Origin of the sequence: Terrimonas rubra (assembly GCF_042686025.1) — a bacterium.
GTDB lineage: Bacteria > Bacteroidota > Bacteroidia > Chitinophagales > Chitinophagaceae > Terrimonas > Terrimonas rubra.
This window is the reverse complement of sequence record NZ_JBHUOZ010000002.1, coordinates 24,768-43,336: the sequence shown is the minus strand read 5'-3', so window position 1 is coordinate 43,336 and position 18,569 is coordinate 24,768. Positions and strand designations below refer to the sequence as shown.

At 43.7% G+C, this 18,569-nt stretch carries 16 protein-coding genes; 7 read left to right on the top strand and 9 right to left on the bottom strand.

Annotated features, from left to right (window positions below):
• Window positions 1-51: 51 nt before the first annotated feature.
• Window positions 52-666: an L-threonylcarbamoyladenylate synthase gene (locus ACFS6H_RS08615; RefSeq protein WP_386097321.1), complete on the bottom strand. Its 615-nt coding sequence runs from the start codon at window positions 664-666 to the stop codon at window positions 52-54.
• A gap of 279 nt (window positions 667-945) precedes the next feature.
• On the opposite strand from ACFS6H_RS08615, the gene ACFS6H_RS08610 reads away from it, so the two are divergent.
• The gene (locus tag ACFS6H_RS08610; RefSeq protein WP_386097319.1) at window positions 946-1,338 is read left to right on the top strand and encodes a c-type cytochrome; all 393 of its coding nucleotides are present in this window, start codon (window positions 946-948) and stop codon (window positions 1,336-1,338) included.
• Between the two features lie 285 nt (window positions 1,339-1,623).
• Window positions 1,624-2,376 carry a hypothetical protein gene (locus tag ACFS6H_RS08605; protein ID WP_386097317.1) on the top strand — a complete coding sequence of 251 codons (753 nt, stop codon included), beginning with the start codon at window positions 1,624-1,626 and terminating at the stop codon, window positions 2,374-2,376.
• Between the two features lie 2 nt (window positions 2,377-2,378).
• On the opposite strand, the gene ACFS6H_RS08600 is transcribed toward ACFS6H_RS08605, so the two are convergent.
• Window positions 2,379-4,169 (bottom strand): acyl-CoA dehydrogenase family protein, encoded by a 1,791-nt coding sequence (locus ACFS6H_RS08600; protein ID WP_386097315.1) that lies wholly within the window; start codon window positions 4,167-4,169, stop codon window positions 2,379-2,381.
• Window positions 4,170-4,354: 185 nt separating this feature from the next.
• Window positions 4,355-4,795 (bottom strand): MarR family winged helix-turn-helix transcriptional regulator, encoded by a 441-nt coding sequence (locus ACFS6H_RS08595; RefSeq protein ID WP_386097313.1) that lies wholly within the window; start codon window positions 4,793-4,795, stop codon window positions 4,355-4,357.
• Window positions 4,796-4,996: 201 nt separating this feature from the next.
• Between ACFS6H_RS08595 and ACFS6H_RS08590 the strand changes: the two genes are divergently transcribed.
• The 4 genes from ACFS6H_RS08590 (at window position 4,997) to ACFS6H_RS08575 (ending at window position 8,538) form a co-directional block, all read left to right on the top strand.
• Window positions 4,997-5,821 (top strand): alpha/beta fold hydrolase, encoded by an 825-nt coding sequence (locus ACFS6H_RS08590; RefSeq protein ID WP_386097311.1) that lies wholly within the window; start codon window positions 4,997-4,999, stop codon window positions 5,819-5,821.
• Window positions 5,822-5,941: 120 nt separating this feature from the next.
• A complete protein-coding gene (gene fabG, locus ACFS6H_RS08585; RefSeq protein ID WP_386097309.1) occupies window positions 5,942-6,697 on the top strand; it encodes a 3-oxoacyl-[acyl-carrier-protein] reductase in 756 nt (251 codons plus the stop codon).
• A 130-nt stretch (window positions 6,698-6,827) separates the two neighbouring features.
• Entirely contained in the window at window positions 6,828-7,682 is an 855-nt protein-coding gene (locus ACFS6H_RS08580; RefSeq protein WP_386097307.1) for a hypothetical protein, read from the top strand.
• Between the two features lie 4 nt (window positions 7,683-7,686).
• A complete protein-coding gene (locus ACFS6H_RS08575; RefSeq protein WP_386097305.1) occupies window positions 7,687-8,538 on the top strand; it encodes a hypothetical protein in 852 nt (283 codons plus the stop codon).
• Window positions 8,539-8,595: 57 nt separating this feature from the next.
• Here ACFS6H_RS08575 and lysS read toward each other — a convergent pair whose 3' ends face one another.
• The 6 genes from lysS to ACFS6H_RS08545 all read right to left on the bottom strand — a co-directional run bounded on the left by lysS (window position 8,596) and on the right by ACFS6H_RS08545 (window position 16,362).
• Window positions 8,596-10,116 (bottom strand): lysine--tRNA ligase, encoded by a 1,521-nt coding sequence (gene lysS, locus ACFS6H_RS08570; protein ID WP_386097303.1) that lies wholly within the window; start codon window positions 10,114-10,116, stop codon window positions 8,596-8,598.
• A 186-nt stretch (window positions 10,117-10,302) separates the two neighbouring features.
• On the bottom strand, window positions 10,303-11,427 hold the full coding sequence (locus tag ACFS6H_RS08565; protein ID WP_386097301.1) for a glycosyltransferase: 1,125 nt from the start codon (window positions 11,425-11,427) through the stop codon (window positions 10,303-10,305).
• 70 nt (window positions 11,428-11,497) lie between these two features.
• Window positions 11,498-12,304, bottom strand: a complete 807-nt coding sequence (locus ACFS6H_RS08560; protein WP_386097299.1) for a DUF2490 domain-containing protein — start codon at window positions 12,302-12,304, stop codon at window positions 11,498-11,500.
• 121 nt (window positions 12,305-12,425) lie between these two features.
• Window positions 12,426-14,702, bottom strand: a complete 2,277-nt coding sequence (locus tag ACFS6H_RS08555; RefSeq protein ID WP_386097297.1) for a cation:proton antiporter domain-containing protein — start codon at window positions 14,700-14,702, stop codon at window positions 12,426-12,428.
• 201 nt (window positions 14,703-14,903) lie between these two features.
• Window positions 14,904-15,623 (bottom strand): LytR/AlgR family response regulator transcription factor, encoded by a 720-nt coding sequence (locus ACFS6H_RS08550; protein WP_386097295.1) that lies wholly within the window; start codon window positions 15,621-15,623, stop codon window positions 14,904-14,906.
• Window positions 15,589-16,362 carry a sensor histidine kinase gene (locus tag ACFS6H_RS08545; RefSeq protein WP_386097293.1) on the bottom strand — a complete coding sequence of 258 codons (774 nt, stop codon included), beginning with the start codon at window positions 16,360-16,362 and terminating at the stop codon, window positions 15,589-15,591. The genes ACFS6H_RS08550 and ACFS6H_RS08545 overlap by 35 nt, the downstream gene beginning before the upstream one ends.
• 137 nt (window positions 16,363-16,499) lie before the next feature.
• Between ACFS6H_RS08545 and ACFS6H_RS08540 the strand changes: the two genes are divergently transcribed.
• Complete coding sequence (locus ACFS6H_RS08540; RefSeq protein ID WP_386097291.1) at window positions 16,500-18,485, top strand: gamma-glutamyltransferase family protein; 1,986 nt, start codon at window positions 16,500-16,502, stop codon at window positions 18,483-18,485.
• The last annotated feature ends 84 nt before the right edge of the window (window positions 18,486-18,569 follow it).

The window sequence follows — 18,569 nt, the reverse complement described above, 5'->3', positions numbered from 1 at the left end:
AGCAAAAGGGGATTTTTTTATAAGATGGGTCTGTCTGCTTCCGTCATAAACTTATTCTTCCTCGGGCCATTCTCCCAAACCTTTCCTGATCACTTCATAATGATCCTTGGTACAGTCAATAACGGTGGAGGGAATAATGCCGCCAATGCCGCCATCAACCACGATGTCCACTTCGTTCATAAAGTTTTCATACATGATTTCAGGGTCGGTATAATCTTCAATATTCTCACCGGGTAAAGAGGCGCTGAGAATGGGGCGGCCCAGTTCCTGTACAATGGCCTGGGCAATATTATTATCCGGCACACGCAAACCAATCGTGTCTTTTTTACTCTGTAATATTTTAGGCACCATTTTACTGGCCGGTAAAATAAAGGTGTAGGGTCCCGGCAGGTATTCTTTTAATATACGGTAGGTAGAAGTAGGTAATTGTTTGCTGTAATCGCTTAAATGACTTAAGCTGTTACAGATAAAAGAAAGCTGTGCTTTTTTGGGGTCAACTTTTTTTAGCCGGCAGATCTTTTCAATGGCCTTATGCTGCAAAATATCACAGCCCAGTCCATAAATGGTATCGGTGGGATAAATAATTACACCACCCCTGGCCAGGCATTCCACCACGGCCTTGATCTGGCGTGGCTGCGGATTATCAGGATGTATATGTAAAAGCATTCCCAAATTTACGACCTTATTTTTTAATGCCTGCACCTGTACAGGAAAGTACAGTACGGTGAAAGCCCGCACTTATCATTTGCATACAACCTTAAAAAGCTATCTTACATCCTGTATGTATTCCGGCGGCTCAACAAACTGTTCAGCAGTATTACAGCAGTTGAAGCCTGCGGTACGTAACAATAATAGGGTGGGGCTGCACAACAGGCGATGATCCGTATCATTGCAGCAAACACGGTGTGATAAAATGTATAGCGGTAAACAGTAAATATCTGGCGTATGAAGCAAAAAATAAATACCTGGACCGTGATCTCGGGTATTATACTGATGGTGGTAAGCGGTGTAGCGGCCACTAAAATAGAGCAGGGAAAAAAAAGGAACCTGAAAGTATTACCCAAAGATATCAGCGATGCAAAGCTGGACAGCATCATGCACACCTATAACAAAGCCTTAGGCGTTAACTGCGCTTTTTGCCATTCACCGCATGCCACTATTAAAGACAGCCTTGACTATTCCCTGGATGATAACCCCATGAAAGAGGAGGGGAGAAAAATGATCCGCCTTACCATGGATATCAATAAAAACTATTTTCATTACGATAAAAACACGCCGGCGGCGTATTTAACCAGCGTTACCTGTATTACCTGCCACAGGGGCGACCCCTACCCGTAAAATCCACAGTGTTCCTGAGAGGGGATAATATATAATACAAACAAAATGAGATAATTGCAGGGAGGTCTAAATCCATCATTTATGCAAACGTTTGCATAAATTTACAATCTTACGTAAAAACCACGCAAAAAAACGCAAGCGTAATATTACTAAGGGGAAAGTTAGTTTTACTGAATTTTTTATAAAACAGTAATAGATAGTACTATATACCAAAAATATGGCGTTATCTTGTCGGGCCTAACGTATTAATAACACCCCATTATCCCTTTATGAAAACCAGTTAACATGCCCGTATTAGATACCATAGGATTAATCTCCAGTATTGCTATAGCCTTACCTATTATAGCAATTATTGTATTACGTTTAACCACTTTTAAAACGTACGCCTTCTTACTGTTCTACCTGATCATGATCTTTGGGTATAATTTTTTGGAATTAAACTATATTTCTGCCAGTGATACCTTTATTAATAATGCAGCGGCCACCAATAATTTTCTGGATGCACCCCTGATGTTATTATTCATGTTATCATTATACCCTTCTAAATTATACAAGGGTATTATCACAGTTGCGGTGGTGTTACTTGTATTAACTTCCATACTCATCATCAGTATTCTTGGTTTCAGCACCACTACGGCAACCTATGTACTGGGGCCTGGTGTTTTAATTGTGTTCATGTTAAGCGTATACCTTACCTGGAACAACCTGCGTATCAGTGTGCGCCGCAAGGGTGCTACGGGCAGGGCCATTATCTCCTCCGGTCTATTATTCATGTATGGTTCATACGTCATTCTTTATACCATTGTATACGTGCTCAAGGATCCACATATTGATGAAGCATTATTACTATTTTACCTGTGTACTACCATTGCCTGTATAGCTATTAGCGTGGGTGCCTATTTCGAAAGCAAAAGGTTTTTTAAATTAAAAGAGTTACAGGTAACCCGTAAAGAACTGTCACAGATCTATGGTGGCCAGAAATCAAATAAGGCCACTCTGTTAGAAGCGGCCTTATTTCCGGGTGAACATTTGTTCTGAACTTAAAAACAATATTTCCCTTCAGCTATTACTTTATCGGCAATACGCCTGCGGGCATCTTTTACATTAAATGGCTCTGCCTTGGTAAAACGGCGCAGTCCCATTAATATCATACGTTGTTCATCACCTTCGGCAAAAGCGTTCACCGCATCTTTACCCGATTTTAAAATCCTGTCTGCAGCATCATATAAATAAGTGCGCATCATATCCTGTTGCAATTGTGTACTGGCTTCGCCTTTTGCCTGGGATAGTTTTATAACACGCAGCAATACACTCTCGGCATTAAAGGTTTCAATCGCCATATCGGCCAGGTTCATCAATACTTCCTGTTCCTGCTCAATTTTCATCATCAGTTTTTGTACCGCAGCGCCGGCAGCTATTAAAATAGCTTTCTTAAAATTGGCTACCAGTTTTAATTCACGGCTAAAGGTGGTTTCTTCTTCACTGCTGAAATCAGGAATGCTCATCAGGTCCTTCTGTGCATTCATGGCAGGTCCCATCAGGTCTAAACGTCCGCCCATGGCACGTTTCAGGGTCATGTCAAGGGTCAGCAGGCGATTGATTTCGTTGGTGCCTTCATAAATACGGTTAATGCGGCTGTCGCGGTAAGCACGGGAAATATTATACTCCGCACTAAAACCGTTACCGCCATGTATCTGCACGCCTTCATCCACTACAAAATCCAATACCTCGCTGCCATATACTTTTAACATGGCACATTCAATGGCGTACTCTTCCGCTGCACTCAGCAAGGCTTCATTAAAATGTTTGCCGCTTTCCAGTTGTTCTTTCTCTTTCTCATCAATCCAGGCGGCGGTACGGTACAATGCCGATTCGGCCACAAAGGTTTTAATGGTCATTTCGGCAATCTTATGTTTGATAGCGCCGAAATTGGCAATAGGCTGTTTAAACTGTTCGCGGGTTTTGGCGTACTCTACCGATATGTTCATAGAACGGCGTGCGCCACCCAATGCTGCTGCACATAATTTTAAACGTCCGATATTTAAAATATTAAAAGCGATCTTATGGCCTTTGCCAATCTCACCCAGTACATTCTCTACCGGTACTTTAGCATCCTGGAAATATAACTGTACGGTTGAAGAGCCTTTAATACCCATTTTATGTTCTTCAGGTCCCTGTGTAAAACCTTCGGTACCCCTTTCCACAATAAAACCGGTGAACTTATCGCCGTCTACTTTGGCAAATACCGTGTACACATGGGCAAAGCCGCCATTGGTGATCCAGCATTTCTGCCCGTTTAAGATATAATGTTTGCCATCATCACTCAGTTTGGCGGTGGTTTTGGCACTTAGGGCATCACTGCCGCTGTTAGGCTCGGTAAGGCCGTATGCGCCTGCCCATTCGCCGGTGATCAGCTTGGGAATATATTTTTGTTTTTGCTCCTCGGTACCAAAATATAAAATAGGTAAAGTACCAATGCCGGTATGCGCCGCCACGGCAACAGAAAATGAATAACCACCACCCAGGTACTCGTTAATAATGGTGGAGGTCACAAAATCCTTACCCATACCGCCATAAGCTTCGGGGAAGGCGGTAGCCAGTAAGCCCTGCTCTCCGGCTTTTGCAACCAGCGAGGGCATTAAACCCGCTTCCAGGGCATCAATACGGTCCAGCTTCGGATATACTTCCATATCCAAAAACTGGTCGCACATATCTTTGATCATTAACTGCTCCTCCGAAAAATCATCAGCAGTAAAAGTGCTCTCCGGCGCCGAAGGCTTAATTAACCACTCGCCACCTTTTAATGTTTGTTGTACAGTCTCTGTTGGCATAGCTATATGTGTTAAGTTATAAGTATTATATTGGCTGAATGCTTAAAGCCTGAAGCAAAAAGCACAAAGCATAAACTTTTATTTTATGTTACCGGCTGTAGTACTGCTGGCATCGTTCCTTGCGTCGCACACTTGTACTGCAGTAATGCTATTCAGCTTTCAGCATTGAGCTTTAAGCTTTCAGCTCACTTCAGGTTATCATACACCACCTGCAGCACTTCCTTGCATATTTCCACTTTTTCCGGCGATACGCCTTCCAGTGCTTCGTTCAGGGTTTCTTCGGCAATATCCATACTCTCCTGCTGTAGTTTCTGCGCCTGCTTGGTCAGGTAAATACGGTTAATACGGCGATCGTTTTCGGCAGCAATACGTTTTACCAGGCCTGCCTTTTCAAGGTTGTCCACCAGGCGGGTAATGCTGGGTTTATCCCTGAAAGTGGCTTTGCATAAATCCTGCTGACTAATGCCATCCTGTTTCCACAAATGATACAGCACACTCCACTGCTCAATAGTTAAATTAAGCGTGGCGGTGTTGAATTTTTTTTGCAGCCGCCGGGCAATGGCAATAGAGGCCTTACCCGTGATAAAGCTGTATAATTCTCCTCTTTTAAAATGGTTGTTTGGCATACAGTTGTTTGTGCAACTAATTTATATAAAATTAATTTATTTTTTCATAAAGCAAAAAATAAAATGCCGTCAAAGCGGAAAATATTGTTAATCCGTGGAAAATGAAAGCATTAGCTTTTACCCTTGTTGATAATTGTTACAACCCTCCATCTGCCCGGCCTTGTAAAACCGAATAAATAAAATGCTATAACTTTCGGCTGTATGCAACAATGGGTACTTCCTTTTAAACAATCATCCTTTGCGGTAAAAACCTGGGGCAATGGTCCGCAGCTGGTGTTGTGCCTGCATGGTTATGGCGAAAGCGCTATGCATTTTAGTTTTTTACAACAGCTTGGCAGTAAGTATACCATTGCGGCTATTGACCTGCCTTATCATGGCGATACCATCTGGCAGGATAAAAAAAAGTTACTGCCGGTTCAGTTACTGGAACTCATCGGGCAACTCCTGCAAAATTTACGTAAGCGTGATACGGCTTTATATGATAAGCTTATCCTGCTGGGTTATAGCATGGGTGGCAGGGTAGCACTCAGTCTGTACCAGCACCAGCCCTCCCTGTTCAGCAAACTGGTATTGCTGGCACCCGATGGCTTAAAACTCAATCGCTGGTACTGGCTGGCCACTCAAACTTTTTTGGGCAATCGCTTATTTAAATTTACCATGCAACATCCCGGTTGGTTTTTCAACATGCTGCAACTGTTAAACAAAGCAGGTATGGTTAATACCAGCATTTTTAAGTTTGTCAACTTTTATATTGGCGATGCAACAGTGCGTTCCTTATTGTACCAGCGCTGGACTGTACTTTCACCTTTCAGGCCCAACCTGCAAAAACTGCAAACAATGATCCGGCAACAGCAAACACCGGTACGTTTGGTATACGGGCAATACGATAAAATTATTGTGCCGGTAGTGGGCGAACGTTTTATTAAACACATACCCGAACAGGGACAAATGATCATCCTGGCTACAGGGCACCAGTTACTGCAGGAAAAATGGTTAGCCGATTTTGGCAAAGTAATGGCAGGTTGAACGAAAACACTTTTTACGCAGATAAAATATGACGGGTTAGGTAAAATATGTTTATTTTGCCGCCGCTGCCGGGCTTTTGAGCCGGCAGGAGAAAATTAAATCACAACTATCAATACGTTTATGAAGTTACTTGAAAACAAAGTGGCCATTGTTACCGGCGCTGCCCGCGGAATTGGGGAAGCCATTGCTTTATTATTTGCCGAACAGGGCGCTCATGTGGCCTTCACCTATGTTAGCGATAGCAGTGCTGAAAAAGCGGCTGCTTTGGAAACTAAATTACAGGCCTTTGGTGTTAAAGCAAAAGCCTACCAAAGCAACGCCGGCGATTTTGCTCAATGTGAAAGTTTTGTGGCCGATGTATTAAAAGAGTTTGGTACCGTAGATATCTGTATTAACAATGCCGGCATTTCAAAAGACAACCTTTTATTACGTATGACGCCTGAGCAATGGAACGATGTGATACAGGTAAACCTGAACGGCGCATTTTATATGACCAAACAGGTAATTAAACCTATGATGAAAGCAAAAAGCGGTGTGATCATCAACATGAGTTCGGTTATCGGTGAGTTGGGTAATGCCGGGCAAAGCAGTTATGCTGCTTCTAAAGCCGGTGTTATAGGCTTTACCAAATCGGTAGCCCGCGAACTGGGCAGCCGCAACATCCGCTGTAATGCCATTGCCCCGGGTTTTGTGGAAACCGATATGACCAGTTACTTAAAAGACGGCGAAGGCGCAGAAAAGTATAAAGCAGATATTCCTTTGGGTCGTTTTGCCGAGCCTATTGAAATTGCCAATGCAGCTTTGTATTTATGCAGCGATATGGGCCGTTATGTTACCGGCCAGGTATTGAGCGTGTGCGGCGGTATGAATATGTAAAAAAGGATATAAATTATAAGTAAAGCAAACAGCAAATCTTGTTGTTTGCTTTTTTGTTTTATACAGCAGCATGCAACGTTTCCCTACACATCGTTGTTAAGCAGTTAACGCACAACTTAATTAACATGCCATGAGAATACTTGTCAATCAATACCCGGGTGTAATTTTCTTGCTGTTAATATTATCGGCCTGTAGTGGTCCAAGGTATTATACTTATACACCTTCGCCGGGCGTGATGCCTTTTTTTAAAGAAAAGGGTGATGCTACAGCAGGAGCGGCCTTAACCGTTGTATCTGAAGATGGAGAAAAACTGAATTCCGGTATACAGGCAAAAGGAGCTTACGCTATAACAGACCACCTGGCTATAACTGCTTCTTTTAGCGGTAATAAACAGGTAGAAGCCTACAGTAAAAACTGGAGCGACGGATTACATAACTATGACAGCAATTTTATAAGATACAACAACCGGATTACTGAGCTGGGGGCTGGTTATTTTACTACCCTGCAAAACGGTAAAACAACCCTCAATATATATGGAGGGGTAGGTTTTGGAAAAAATAAGATAACCGATATAGCTCAGTTAACCGACAATACTTACCTCCTTTCTTACCTTAATACAACCGTTAAAAAATATTGGTTGCAGCCATCGGTACACCATATTACCGGTAGACGTTTTAATATTGGGATTGCCACCCGGTTAACCTTACTGGATCAGAAAAAGTTACACACCAACTGGACCGAAGAGCAGCTGAAGGCAAGGGACCTGGACAAATTAGGCTCCAAGATGTTTTTTTATATTGAACCCTCCATTTTGATGCAGGTAGCTGTTTTTCCGCGTTGGTTGAACTTAGATGTGGGCTTTGTTTTTTGCCCCGATGTACGTACCGATCAATACGGTATAGTAGATGATACCAGACGTATGCGGAGCAGGTCTTTTATGTTTCATATAGGATTAAGTGCAGACATTAAAAAACTCTTTAAATAAGTACATGATGCAACGTCATAATTATAGGTTGATGGTACTAGGTTGTTCAATTATTTGGTTATTGGCGGCTTGTGGAAGCCCTAAGTACTTTGTTCATGCACCGACGCCTGTAAACAACCCGTTTTTAAAAGAAAAGAATGATATACAATTAACAGCGAATGTACTATTGGGCGAGGGCATTGCAACGCCGGGCCTGGATTTTCAATCGGCTTATGCAATAAGCGATCATCTGGCCTTTACTGCCTCATTTTCCAAAAGGCCGGAAAGAAATAAGTATAAAGAACATGATAATATATTTTCGCAAAGCCCGGATAGTGCCGGCCTGCGTTATATGCGTAATAACGCCGAGTTTGCCGTGGGGTATTTTACACCCATCAATACCGCTAAAACAGTTTATTTTAACATGTATGGTGGCTGGGGCTTTGGAAAAAACATATTTACACAAAACAAAAAACAGGAACAGGCTGCTCCGAAAGAAGATGTATACCGGATACCCTTACAAAAATGGTTTATACAGCCCTCGCTTAACTTTATGATGGGTGAACATTTTAGGATGGGGGTTGCTTTAAAAGCCAGTTGGTTACAGTTCCAAACACCAGCTACCAGTTTTACAGAACAGGATTTGCTGGATATTGGTTTTTCCCGTTATAGCCAAAGGACAATATTTTTAGCTGAGCCAGCCACCAGTATGCAGTTTGTACCTGAAAACAGCCCGGTAAGTTTTAATATAAATATTAACCTCCTGGCTTTACCAGCTGACGACGATGATCACATAATGCGTAGTAACGTTTATTTCCGGCGTATTAACCTGGCATTGGGTGTAATGCTACATGTTGGCCAGCTGTTTAAAAAATAAAAAAAGCGCCGTTTCGGATGAACAAAACGACGCTTTTTGATATAATGAGGTAACCTATTACCCGTTATTCTCCGGACGCATTTGCGGGAAAAACAGTACATCCTGTATGGAAGGCTGGTTGGTCAGCATCATGCATAACCTGTCAATGCCAAAGCCGATACCCGATGTTGGGGGCATGCCGTATTCAAGGGCTCTTAAAAAGTCATAATCAATGAACATGGCTTCATCATCACCACGTTCCATTAATTTCACCTGGTCCTCAAAACGCTCACGCTGGTCAATGGGGTCGTTCAGCTCACTGTAAGCATTGGCCACTTCCTTACCGTTTATCATTAGCTCAAAACGCTCTACCAGACCGGGTTTGCTGCGGTGCTTTTTAGTAAGCGGGCTCATTTCTACCGGGTAATCAATAATAAAAGTAGGCTCAATGTAATGATGCTCACATTTTTCGCCAAACAGGGCATCCACCAGTTTACCCTTACCCATACTGTTTTCAACGGGAATATGTAAAGCCTTACAGGTTGCTCTTAATTCCTCCTCGTTCATATTACTTACATCGTAACCGGTATGCTCCTTAATGGCATCGTAAATACTGATACGTTTGTAAGGCGCTTTAAAGGAGATGGTCTTATCACCAATAGTCACATCGGTGGTACCATTTACATCCAGCGCTGCTTTTTCCAGTAATTGTTCCGTGGTATCCATCATCCACAGATAATCTTTATAGGCCACGTAAAACTCCAGTACGGTAAACTCGGGGTTATGCGTACGGTCCATGCCTTCGTTACGGAAATTGCGGCTGAACTCGTATACCCAGTCAAAACCACCAACGATCAAACGTTTTAAATATAGCTCATTGGCAATACGCAGGTAAAAAGGTATGTCCAGGGCATTGTGGTGGGTTTCGAACGGGCGGGCCGCTGCACCACCGGGAATGCTTTGTAATACCGGGGTATCTACTTCCAGGCCGCCTCTTTCGTTTAAAAAGTTGCGGATGGAATTGATGAGTTTGGTTCTTTTCAGGAATGTCTCTTTCACCGAAGGGTTGATCACTAGGTCGGCATAACGCTGGCGGTAACGGAACTCGGGGTCGGTTACTTCGTCAAATGCATTGCCCTCCTCATCCCTTTTTACAATGGGTAAAGGTTTTAATGATTTGGCCAGTAGGGTGATCTGTTGTGCATGGATAGAAGTTTCACCGGTTTTAGTGGTAAATACAAATCCTTTTACACCCAGGAAATCGCCCAGGTCAAGTGGCTTTATTACGAGGTCCCAGAAACTTTTATCCTCATCAGGGCAAATCTCATCACGTTTTACATATAACTGTATAATGCCTTTGCTGTCCTGGATCTTTATAAAAAATACCTTACCCTTATCGTTAATACTCATTACCCTTCCTGCCAGACATACGTCGGCAAAACTATCTTTTGTCTCTTCGGTGTAAGCAGCTTTAATATCTGCCGAATAATGCGAAACAGGGAAAAGAGGAGCCGGGTAGGCATCAATGCCCGCGGCCTGCATTTTTTGCAGTTTTTCTCTCCTGATCAGTTCCTGTTCCGACAATTGTTGTTCGCTCATTAAAATGTATTTTTTCGAGGCGCAAAGTTAGCCTTTGTCGGGCATATCAGCAAAGTTGCCTGGCGGATGGCCGGACTTAGAGAAACTGCAGGATTACAAGTGATGATAAGCGAACGGAACGATAAACGGAGCGTCGCAACGAGTGCCGATGATGGTTACTATAGCTGGCGCCATTATAAAATATGGTTATTTCACCTTACGGCCTTTCCATTCATATTTACCAAAAGCACCCATAAAGCCGGCAATAACGGTGTATAACACATGCAGGGGTTGGAAGAAGAAGAAATATCTGACTGTGTGTTGTTTATTAAAAAAACGGGCTACAGCTGCGTAAAAAGGTAATTCCAGCAGGGTTTTGCTTACCCATACTAATAACCCACCCGCTATATAAAACATACTGCCGGTAATAATGGCGAGTAAGGGCCATAACAGGAACAGGCAGTTGGTAATATATACCCATAGGAGTACGCCGAAAATTTTTTTATCCTCGTAATATTTTGCCTTACTGGCCCAGCGGATACGCTGGTTAATAAAACTTTTCCAGTCGGGCATGGCGGCTGTAGATACAATCACATCCTGCGATAAAATATAACGGATACGGTGCGGGTATTGCTGCGCTATTTTATGCATCAGCAGCATATCATCACCTGAAGCAATATTGTCGATGCCTGCAAAGCCGTTCACTTCGTAAAACACGCTGCGTTCATAAGCCAGGTTGGCGCCATTACACATGGCGTGTACACCCTGTGTAACCGAAGCCCCGGTGACGCCCTGCAGCACCATAAAGTCCATTTGCTGGAATAACTGTACCAGGCTTTTACCGGTGGTAAATACAACCGGTGCTACAATAAAAGCTGCATTGGTCTGGCGGTAGCAGTGCTCAATGGTACGCAGCCAGTTGGGCGGTACAATACAATCGGCATCGGTACAAACAATAAGCCGGCCCTTTGCCTGTGCAATGCCGGTTTCAATGGCTTTTTTCTTATAGGAGTTAATGGCATCCTGTTGTAAGGATAGTAAGTGTACCTCCGGAAAGTTGTTCCGTACAATAGCAGCGGTATCATCATCGGAATGATCGTCTACCACAATGATCTCCAGTAAATGCCGGGGATAGTCCTGCGTGAGCAACCCTTCCAGTAAGGCAGCGATATTCGTTGCCTCATTACGGGCGGGGATGATAACTGAAATAGCTGTTTGTGCAATACTGTCACCGGCTGTAACCGGTTTTATTTTTTTCCAGCTAAGCCAGTAATAGGTGATCAATGCACCATAGCCGGTTAAAAACAGTATGCTTGCGAGTATCAGTATCATACCCTGCAAAACTAATGAGTATTGCGCAACCGGGTTGTTTTAATCTGGCTGCCGGTTTATACATTACTGTTTACAGTCGGGTATAAAAAGCAATTTGTGCTATATGGTTATTGGTATTGGGTGTACCGGTGCTGCGTTCAATAAACTGGTACATATAGCCCAGTTCCAGGTCGTACTTAGGACTGAAACGGTAGCCTACCGAGGCATAGGCCCGGTTCTGGTCAAACACTTTACCGTTAAGCTTTTCCTTGTTCTGAATGTTAAAGAACAACTCGTTTTGAACTGATGCAAAAAGACCCCGGGCAAAGGGTTTGGATGTGGGCTGGGTTAAAGGGATAATACCCCTGAAAAAATAACGGGCACGCTGGGCAAAAAAGTCAGCATCGGCAGGGCGTTGCAGGAAACGTTGCTCCAGGCGGGCACGGTGCTGTACAGACACACCCCCTATTTTATGGGTAAAAATATATTGCTCCCAGATGCGGTGTTCACCGATACGCGGCTGACCGGAAGGCAGATCATTTAACGATAAAGTAAAGGCATAACCGGCAGTAATGGTCTGGTTAGGTTTTAAATAATAGTTCACACCCGGGCGAACCAGTAATAAGGCGCCCTGGTTCCAGGATTCGCCCACCCTTAATTGTATATCGTTGTTTAACCCCCATTTGTTACTGAACTTAACGTTGTTGAACCAGGCTGCCCAGCTATTGTAATGATGGGTGGCAGCGGCAGGTGCATTTTGCGCACCGGTGGTAACAGATACACAAAGAGATAAACATACAAAAGCAATAAACAGGCTTTGTTTTAACATAATGGCGGTCATTTTTATTATAGTGGTGGTATGGAAGTATTGTTTCCTCAGTGAATTATACAGTAGCATTTACTATTGTAAAGGCTTATTCAATTATTCAACCGTGTAACAAGGCAACCATTCATACGAAGATAGGGCATACAACATTGTATGCCCTATGTAACTGATTATTTTAACGATTAGTTTGATGCTATTCTTCGAAACGGGAAACTATTAAAGTGGAAGGAATATGGGCCAGCCAGGGACTGTCATCCTCTGTTAATTTAGTCCAGCTGTCCATACTCACGATCATGAGGTCGTGTAGTTGCATAAACTGGCTGTCGATGGTGGCGAGTTGTAGCAGGTTGATGTGATTGGGCGCCATTTGTTCAATGGACCGGATACGCTCTTTGATATTGGCATCGTTTTTAATTTCGCCGTTAATATCCAGTACGGTTACCTGTGCGCCATTATTATGTATCAGTTTTTGTACATAGGTGATAAGGTAGCTGTCATTGGCATCCAGCAAAGGCACACAGATATTGTTCACACGCTTCAGGTCCTTATTAATAAAAATACCAATAGGTGTATTGGACCTGGCCATGATGAGGCGGGTGCGCTCATCAAAAGGCGAGGTTTCAAATAATTTTTCTTTACCGGTTACGGTATTCAATATTTTTTCAGGGTTAATGATACGGGTGGTAAAGCCTAATAATTTACCCAGCAGGGTTCCTTCAAAAATAGATTCGCTCATATTCATCAGCAGCAGGTCGTATTCGCCTTTGTTGGCAACCTCGGCAATCTCTGTATCAATATCAGTTGCTGCTTTAAACAGTGTGGTTACAGGCTGGTTCAGTTTTTGGGCTTCTTCCACTACCGGTGTAAAACTCTCCTGTTCATAATCCTCCTCGTTAAAATGATGTACCTGGTGCGGGGTTAAATGCATGGCGGTAACCGAGGCGTTTTTGCCTAATTTTTTTACCAGGCTGTTCGCCAGCAGTAACAGGGCTTTACCCGATTGTGGTGTATCAAAAGACAGTAAGATCTTGAACTTCCGGTTTTCTTTCACTTCATATGGTACGGGCTCAGGCTTTTTACGGAAAATAAAATTGATAAGGTCCAGCGCAGGCCCCGTCATCATGGTGGTGGCAAGGGCCATGATCACCATCATGGCAAATATCTGCGGGGTTAATACGCCCAGGTCGTACCCGATATTCAGTACTACCAGTTCCATCAGACCACGGGTATTCATTAAGGCGCCAATGATGAGACTGTCCTTCCAGTTCTGTCCTACAAAGCGGGCGGCAATGGCACTACCCAGGAATTTACCGGCTACAGCCACCAGTATAATTACCCCGGTTACCTTCCATAGGTAAGGATCGTTCAATAAACCTATTTCTGTACGAAGACCGGTGTATACAAAAAATATGGGGAGTAATAAAACCAGGGCAACATCCTCTACCTTTTCAATAAAGATGCTGCGGAATTTGGTATTCTCCGGCATAATGGCGCCTGCCATAAAGGCCCCGAATAAAGCATGAATACCAATTACCTCGGTGGCAAAGGAGGATAGTAAAAGGGTAAGGAAGAATATAGCGACCACCGATTTGCTCAGGTTTTCTCTTACCGCGTGCAGGTCGCCCACACGTTTTAAGAAAGGCCTTACCACTTTTATCATCAGCAGTACATAGGCTATGGCGGCCACAATGGTGTACAGGGCGCTGACAAATGTACCGGCTTTTACAATGGCTATAACAATGGCCAGGATACACCAGGCGGTAATATCGTCGGCGGCGGCACAGGTGATAACAACAGAACCCAGGCGGGTTTTATTAATACCTCTTTCCTGCAGTATGCGGGCCAGTACCGGGAATGCCGTAATACTTAAAGCAATACCCATAAATAAGCCGAAGGAGGTGAACCGTACATTGGCCGGTGCAAAAGTTTCGTATATAAAATAGGCCAGTACCAGGCCCAGCGCAAAGGGAATGATGATGCTGGCATGACTGATGACCACGGCATCCTTGGCTTTGGTACGCAGTACTTTTAAATCAAGTTCCATACCTACCACGAACATGAACATGATAAGTCCGAACTGGCTTAAAATTTTAAGGTTACCAAAGGATTCTGTGGGAAATAAAGTGGCCGAAAAATCGGGAAAGTACAGGCCGAACAGGGAGGGGCCTAAAACAATACCGGCAATGATCTCACCGATCACGGCGGGTTGTCCTATTTTTTTAAAAGCCCAGCCAAACATCCGCGCCACTAAGATAATAGTAACGATCTGGATGAGCAGAATAGCCAGCGGGTGCCCCAGGTTGGCCTGCATGGAGTTAAGGAACTCCTGCCATTGCGAGCCATTACTGGCCGGCATTTTAAATTGGCGGCCGGCTTGTAAACCTTTGCCGTAATGAATAACGCCAAAGATCAGCACGGAAAAAAAGCCGATAATGCCCAGGTAAAAAAAACTATTTCTAAACTTCTTCATGTATGGTTGGTTTAGCGCCAGGGCTAATGTTTTTCCTCATCCCGGGCCTGGCAATACATAAAGGTTGTTAATAATAACCCTTGTACGGCAGATACCCGGCAAAAATGCGCTGCAAAAATGCAGTACCTTTTGCTCATAATTTTAAAAAAGTAAGCAATCGCTTTAAGAATGTAACAAGGCAATTAAATGCTGTAACGAAAACTAATTTTTTAATTGCTGAAGAAAGTTTTGCCTGTAAATATCGCTCAGGGTCAGGCGTACAGGCTGACCGGATTCATCCGCCAGGTTCAGGGTTATTTCATCAAATGAAAATACCTGTACCGTTTTAATAGCAATTAGTTCCCGTTTGTTGATCCGGCAAAAATCGCCGGAAGGCAACATTTCCAGTAGCTTTTCAAAGGATATATTCTTGAGTGTAAATGTAATATTATCCGATAAATAAGCAATCTTATCCCGGCTATCATTTTCTGAAGTTTTTACATACAGCAGCTGATCAAAAAATACCAGGGTTTTTCCTTTTTCGGTATTCCATTGAAAATACTGTCGTACCCGGGTGTCTGTCTGTAAACGCTGGGCGGCTTTTTGTACGGCCTGGTGCAGCCTTTCCATTTTTACGGGCTTGCGTACATAATCAATGGCGTTCAGGTCAAAAGCTTCGGCGGCATATTCTTTATAGGCGGTAGTGAAAATAACCGGTTTACCGTTGAGTAAATTGGCTACCTGCAGGCCCGACATCTCGGGCATTTCAATATCTAAAATGCAGAGGTCAAAATCCAGCCGGGGGGCTTCGGCTAAAAGTGTCTGGGGGTTATTAAATGCCTTTACCACTTCCAGTTCGGGGATCTGGTCACATAACATTTTTAGGTAGGTTAAGCCCGGTAACTCATCATCCAGTAGTAAACACTTTAGCTTTTCTTTCAAGTAAATTTATTTTTAGATGTGCAATATAAACGTCTTCCTCAATAAACCGGTCCAGCTTGTAGGCATCGTTATACAAAATATGCAGGCGCTGATCCAGTGTTTTGGTACCAATGCCGCTATTGGTTTTTACCATACTTTTTTTGGTAGATATTTTATTGGATACGGTTAAATAAAAGCAACCGTCCTTAAACTCAAACACAATGGAGATAAAAGCATCCTGGCTTTGCAGGTCGGCGTGTTTAAAAGCATTTTCAATCAGGTCAATTGAGATCAGCGGCGCCAGTATGGCTTCTTCATATAAGGGGTCATTGTCGCTGATCCTGGTCTTTACCTTCAGTTCAAACAGGGGACTTACTTTTATTTTATTGATCTCTATCAGGTTGAGGGCAAACTCAATCTCTTCCTTGGGTGTTACCAGTTTATTCCGGCTTTCGTATAAAATATAATCCAGTACATTGGCCAGCTTGTCCAGGGCAAAATAAGTTTGGTATGCATGCGACTGTATGGAGTTCAGTACATTTTTAAACAAATGCGGGTTCAGTCTTGCTTCCAGCGACTGCAATTCCAGCGAATCTACTTTCTGTTGCAGGCTGTTGTACTTATTTACGGCATCGGTCACTACCTGTTGCTGGCGATAGGTTTTTTTTACCAGTACAATAATAACCAGCAGGGCCACCAATAACAATCCGCCTACTACATATAAACCCCAGGGGGCGCTATTTATTTGAAGTAAATTCATGATCGTTATTTATGTAAAGTTATTACAAAATAAGCTTTATAAAGGTTTAACAGGCGTGGTGCTGCCTTGTTCCATCTTCCTGATCGTTCCATAAATAAAAAAGTTACCTTTAAAGGCCTTCTAAATGCTTTTATTTTATGAGTAAGTCGCTGTGTAAAAAATATACTGTACAACAAGTGAGCCGTTTATTTTTATTGATCGCCTTAGCATGGTGCAGCCGGTTTTTTGTGATGCCTGCTATGGCCCAGGCCACGCAAAAGCCACCTTTGCATGGCAAGCACTGGATGGCCATTACGGGTAAACCATTGGCCGCAACAGCCGGTGCCATTGTTTTTCAAAAGGGTGGGAACGCGGTGGATGCTGCCTGCGCCATGCTGGCTGCCACCTGTACCATGTGGGATGTATTAAGTTGGGGTGGTGAAACCCAGGCGTTGATCTATAATCCGAAAACAAAAAAAGTAATTGCTATTAATGCCCTGGGTGTGGCGCCTACCGGTGCCACTGCCGGCTTTTTTAAAAAGCAGGGGTATAATTTTCCGCCCGAATACGGACCACTGGCAGCCGTTACTCCCGGCACGCCCGGCGGACTTTGCCTGATGCTGGCTAATTACGGTAAGTTAAGTTTAAAGGAAGTGCTGGAACCGGCCATGCAAATGGCGGCCGGTTATCCTATTGATGCACAAACGGCGAACAGTATTGAACGGGGTAAAGAAAGAATTAAACAATGGCCCTACAGTAAAAAAGTTTTTCTTACCCATGAAGGTGAAAAACGGGAGGCACCGGAAGCCGGTGAATTATTTGTACAAAAAGACCTGCTGGCTACCCTAACTAAAATGGTGGAAGCCGAACAGGAAGCATTGCGTAAAAAGAAGTCGAGAAAAGAAGCCATCATGGCGGCTTATGACCGTTTTTATAAAGGTGATATTGCACAGGAATTTGTGAGAGGCAGTAAGGAGCAGGGTGGTTTGATTACCATGCAGGACCTGGCCCAATGGAAGCCTGTAGAAGAAGAGCCTTTATCGGTAAATTATAAAGGCATTGATGTATACAAACTGCAGAGCTGGACCCAGGGCCCGGCTTTGCTGCAAAGCCTGAACATACTGGAGAACTTTGACCTGAAGAAGATGGGTTATAATTCGGCGGAGTATATCAACACCGTATACCAGACCATGAGCCTGGCTTTTGCCGACAGGGATTTTTATTATGGCGATCCGGCTTTTGTACAAACACCCATACAGGGGTTATTAAGTAAAACATATGGCAAACAGCGGGCGGCCCTCATCAATGCCAACCATAATGTAGCGAACGTATTGCCGGGTGATCCTTATCCATATGAAAACAAAACCAACCCTTACAAAAATTTACTGGAGCAACGTGCTTTATTAACGGATACGACCAAAGGTAAAACACCGGCTGACTTTGTTCCCAAACATGATGCGGTTCCCGGCCTGGGATTTTTACCCGGCTTCAGTGATATGGCAATGAATGCAGCACAGGAAGATAGTTTGTACCAGGACCGTTTATGGCGTGGTACTACCAGTGTGGAAGCGGCAGATGAAGAAGGCTGGGTAGTTTCCATAACACCCAGTGGTGGCTGGCTGCCGGCCTGTATAGCAGGTAATACCGGCATTGGTATGAGCCAGCGTATGCAGAGTTTTGTACTGGACTCTATATTGTCGCCTTTTAACGTGGTAGAGCCTGGAAAGCGTCCTCGTGTAACCTTAACCCCATCAATGGCTTTAAAAGATGGCAAACCTTTCCTGTCCTTTGCTGTGCAGGGAGGCGATACACAGGACCAGAACCTGTTACAGTTTTTCCTGAATATGGTGGAGTTTGATATGACGGTACAACAGGCCAGCGAAGCCGCTAATATTAATTCCAACCAACTCTGGTTATCCTTGGGCGGTACAAAACTGGATGACCGCAAACCAAAACCCGGCAGCATTTTAATTGGCCGCACCACCAGCGAAACGGTGCAGGCCGCCTTAAAGAAAATGGGTTATATTATAGCCCTGGGCAATCGTACCAGCGGGCCTATCAACGCCATTTATTTTGACCAGAAACACAAAACCTTATGGGGTGGCAGCAGTAATAACGGTGAGGATTATGGTATTGGGTGGTAAGTGATGGAAGAGGGAAGATTTAATATTTGAATATTGACAAGGAGACTATGCTTTGTGTCTTACGAATCACAAATGATTAAAGCA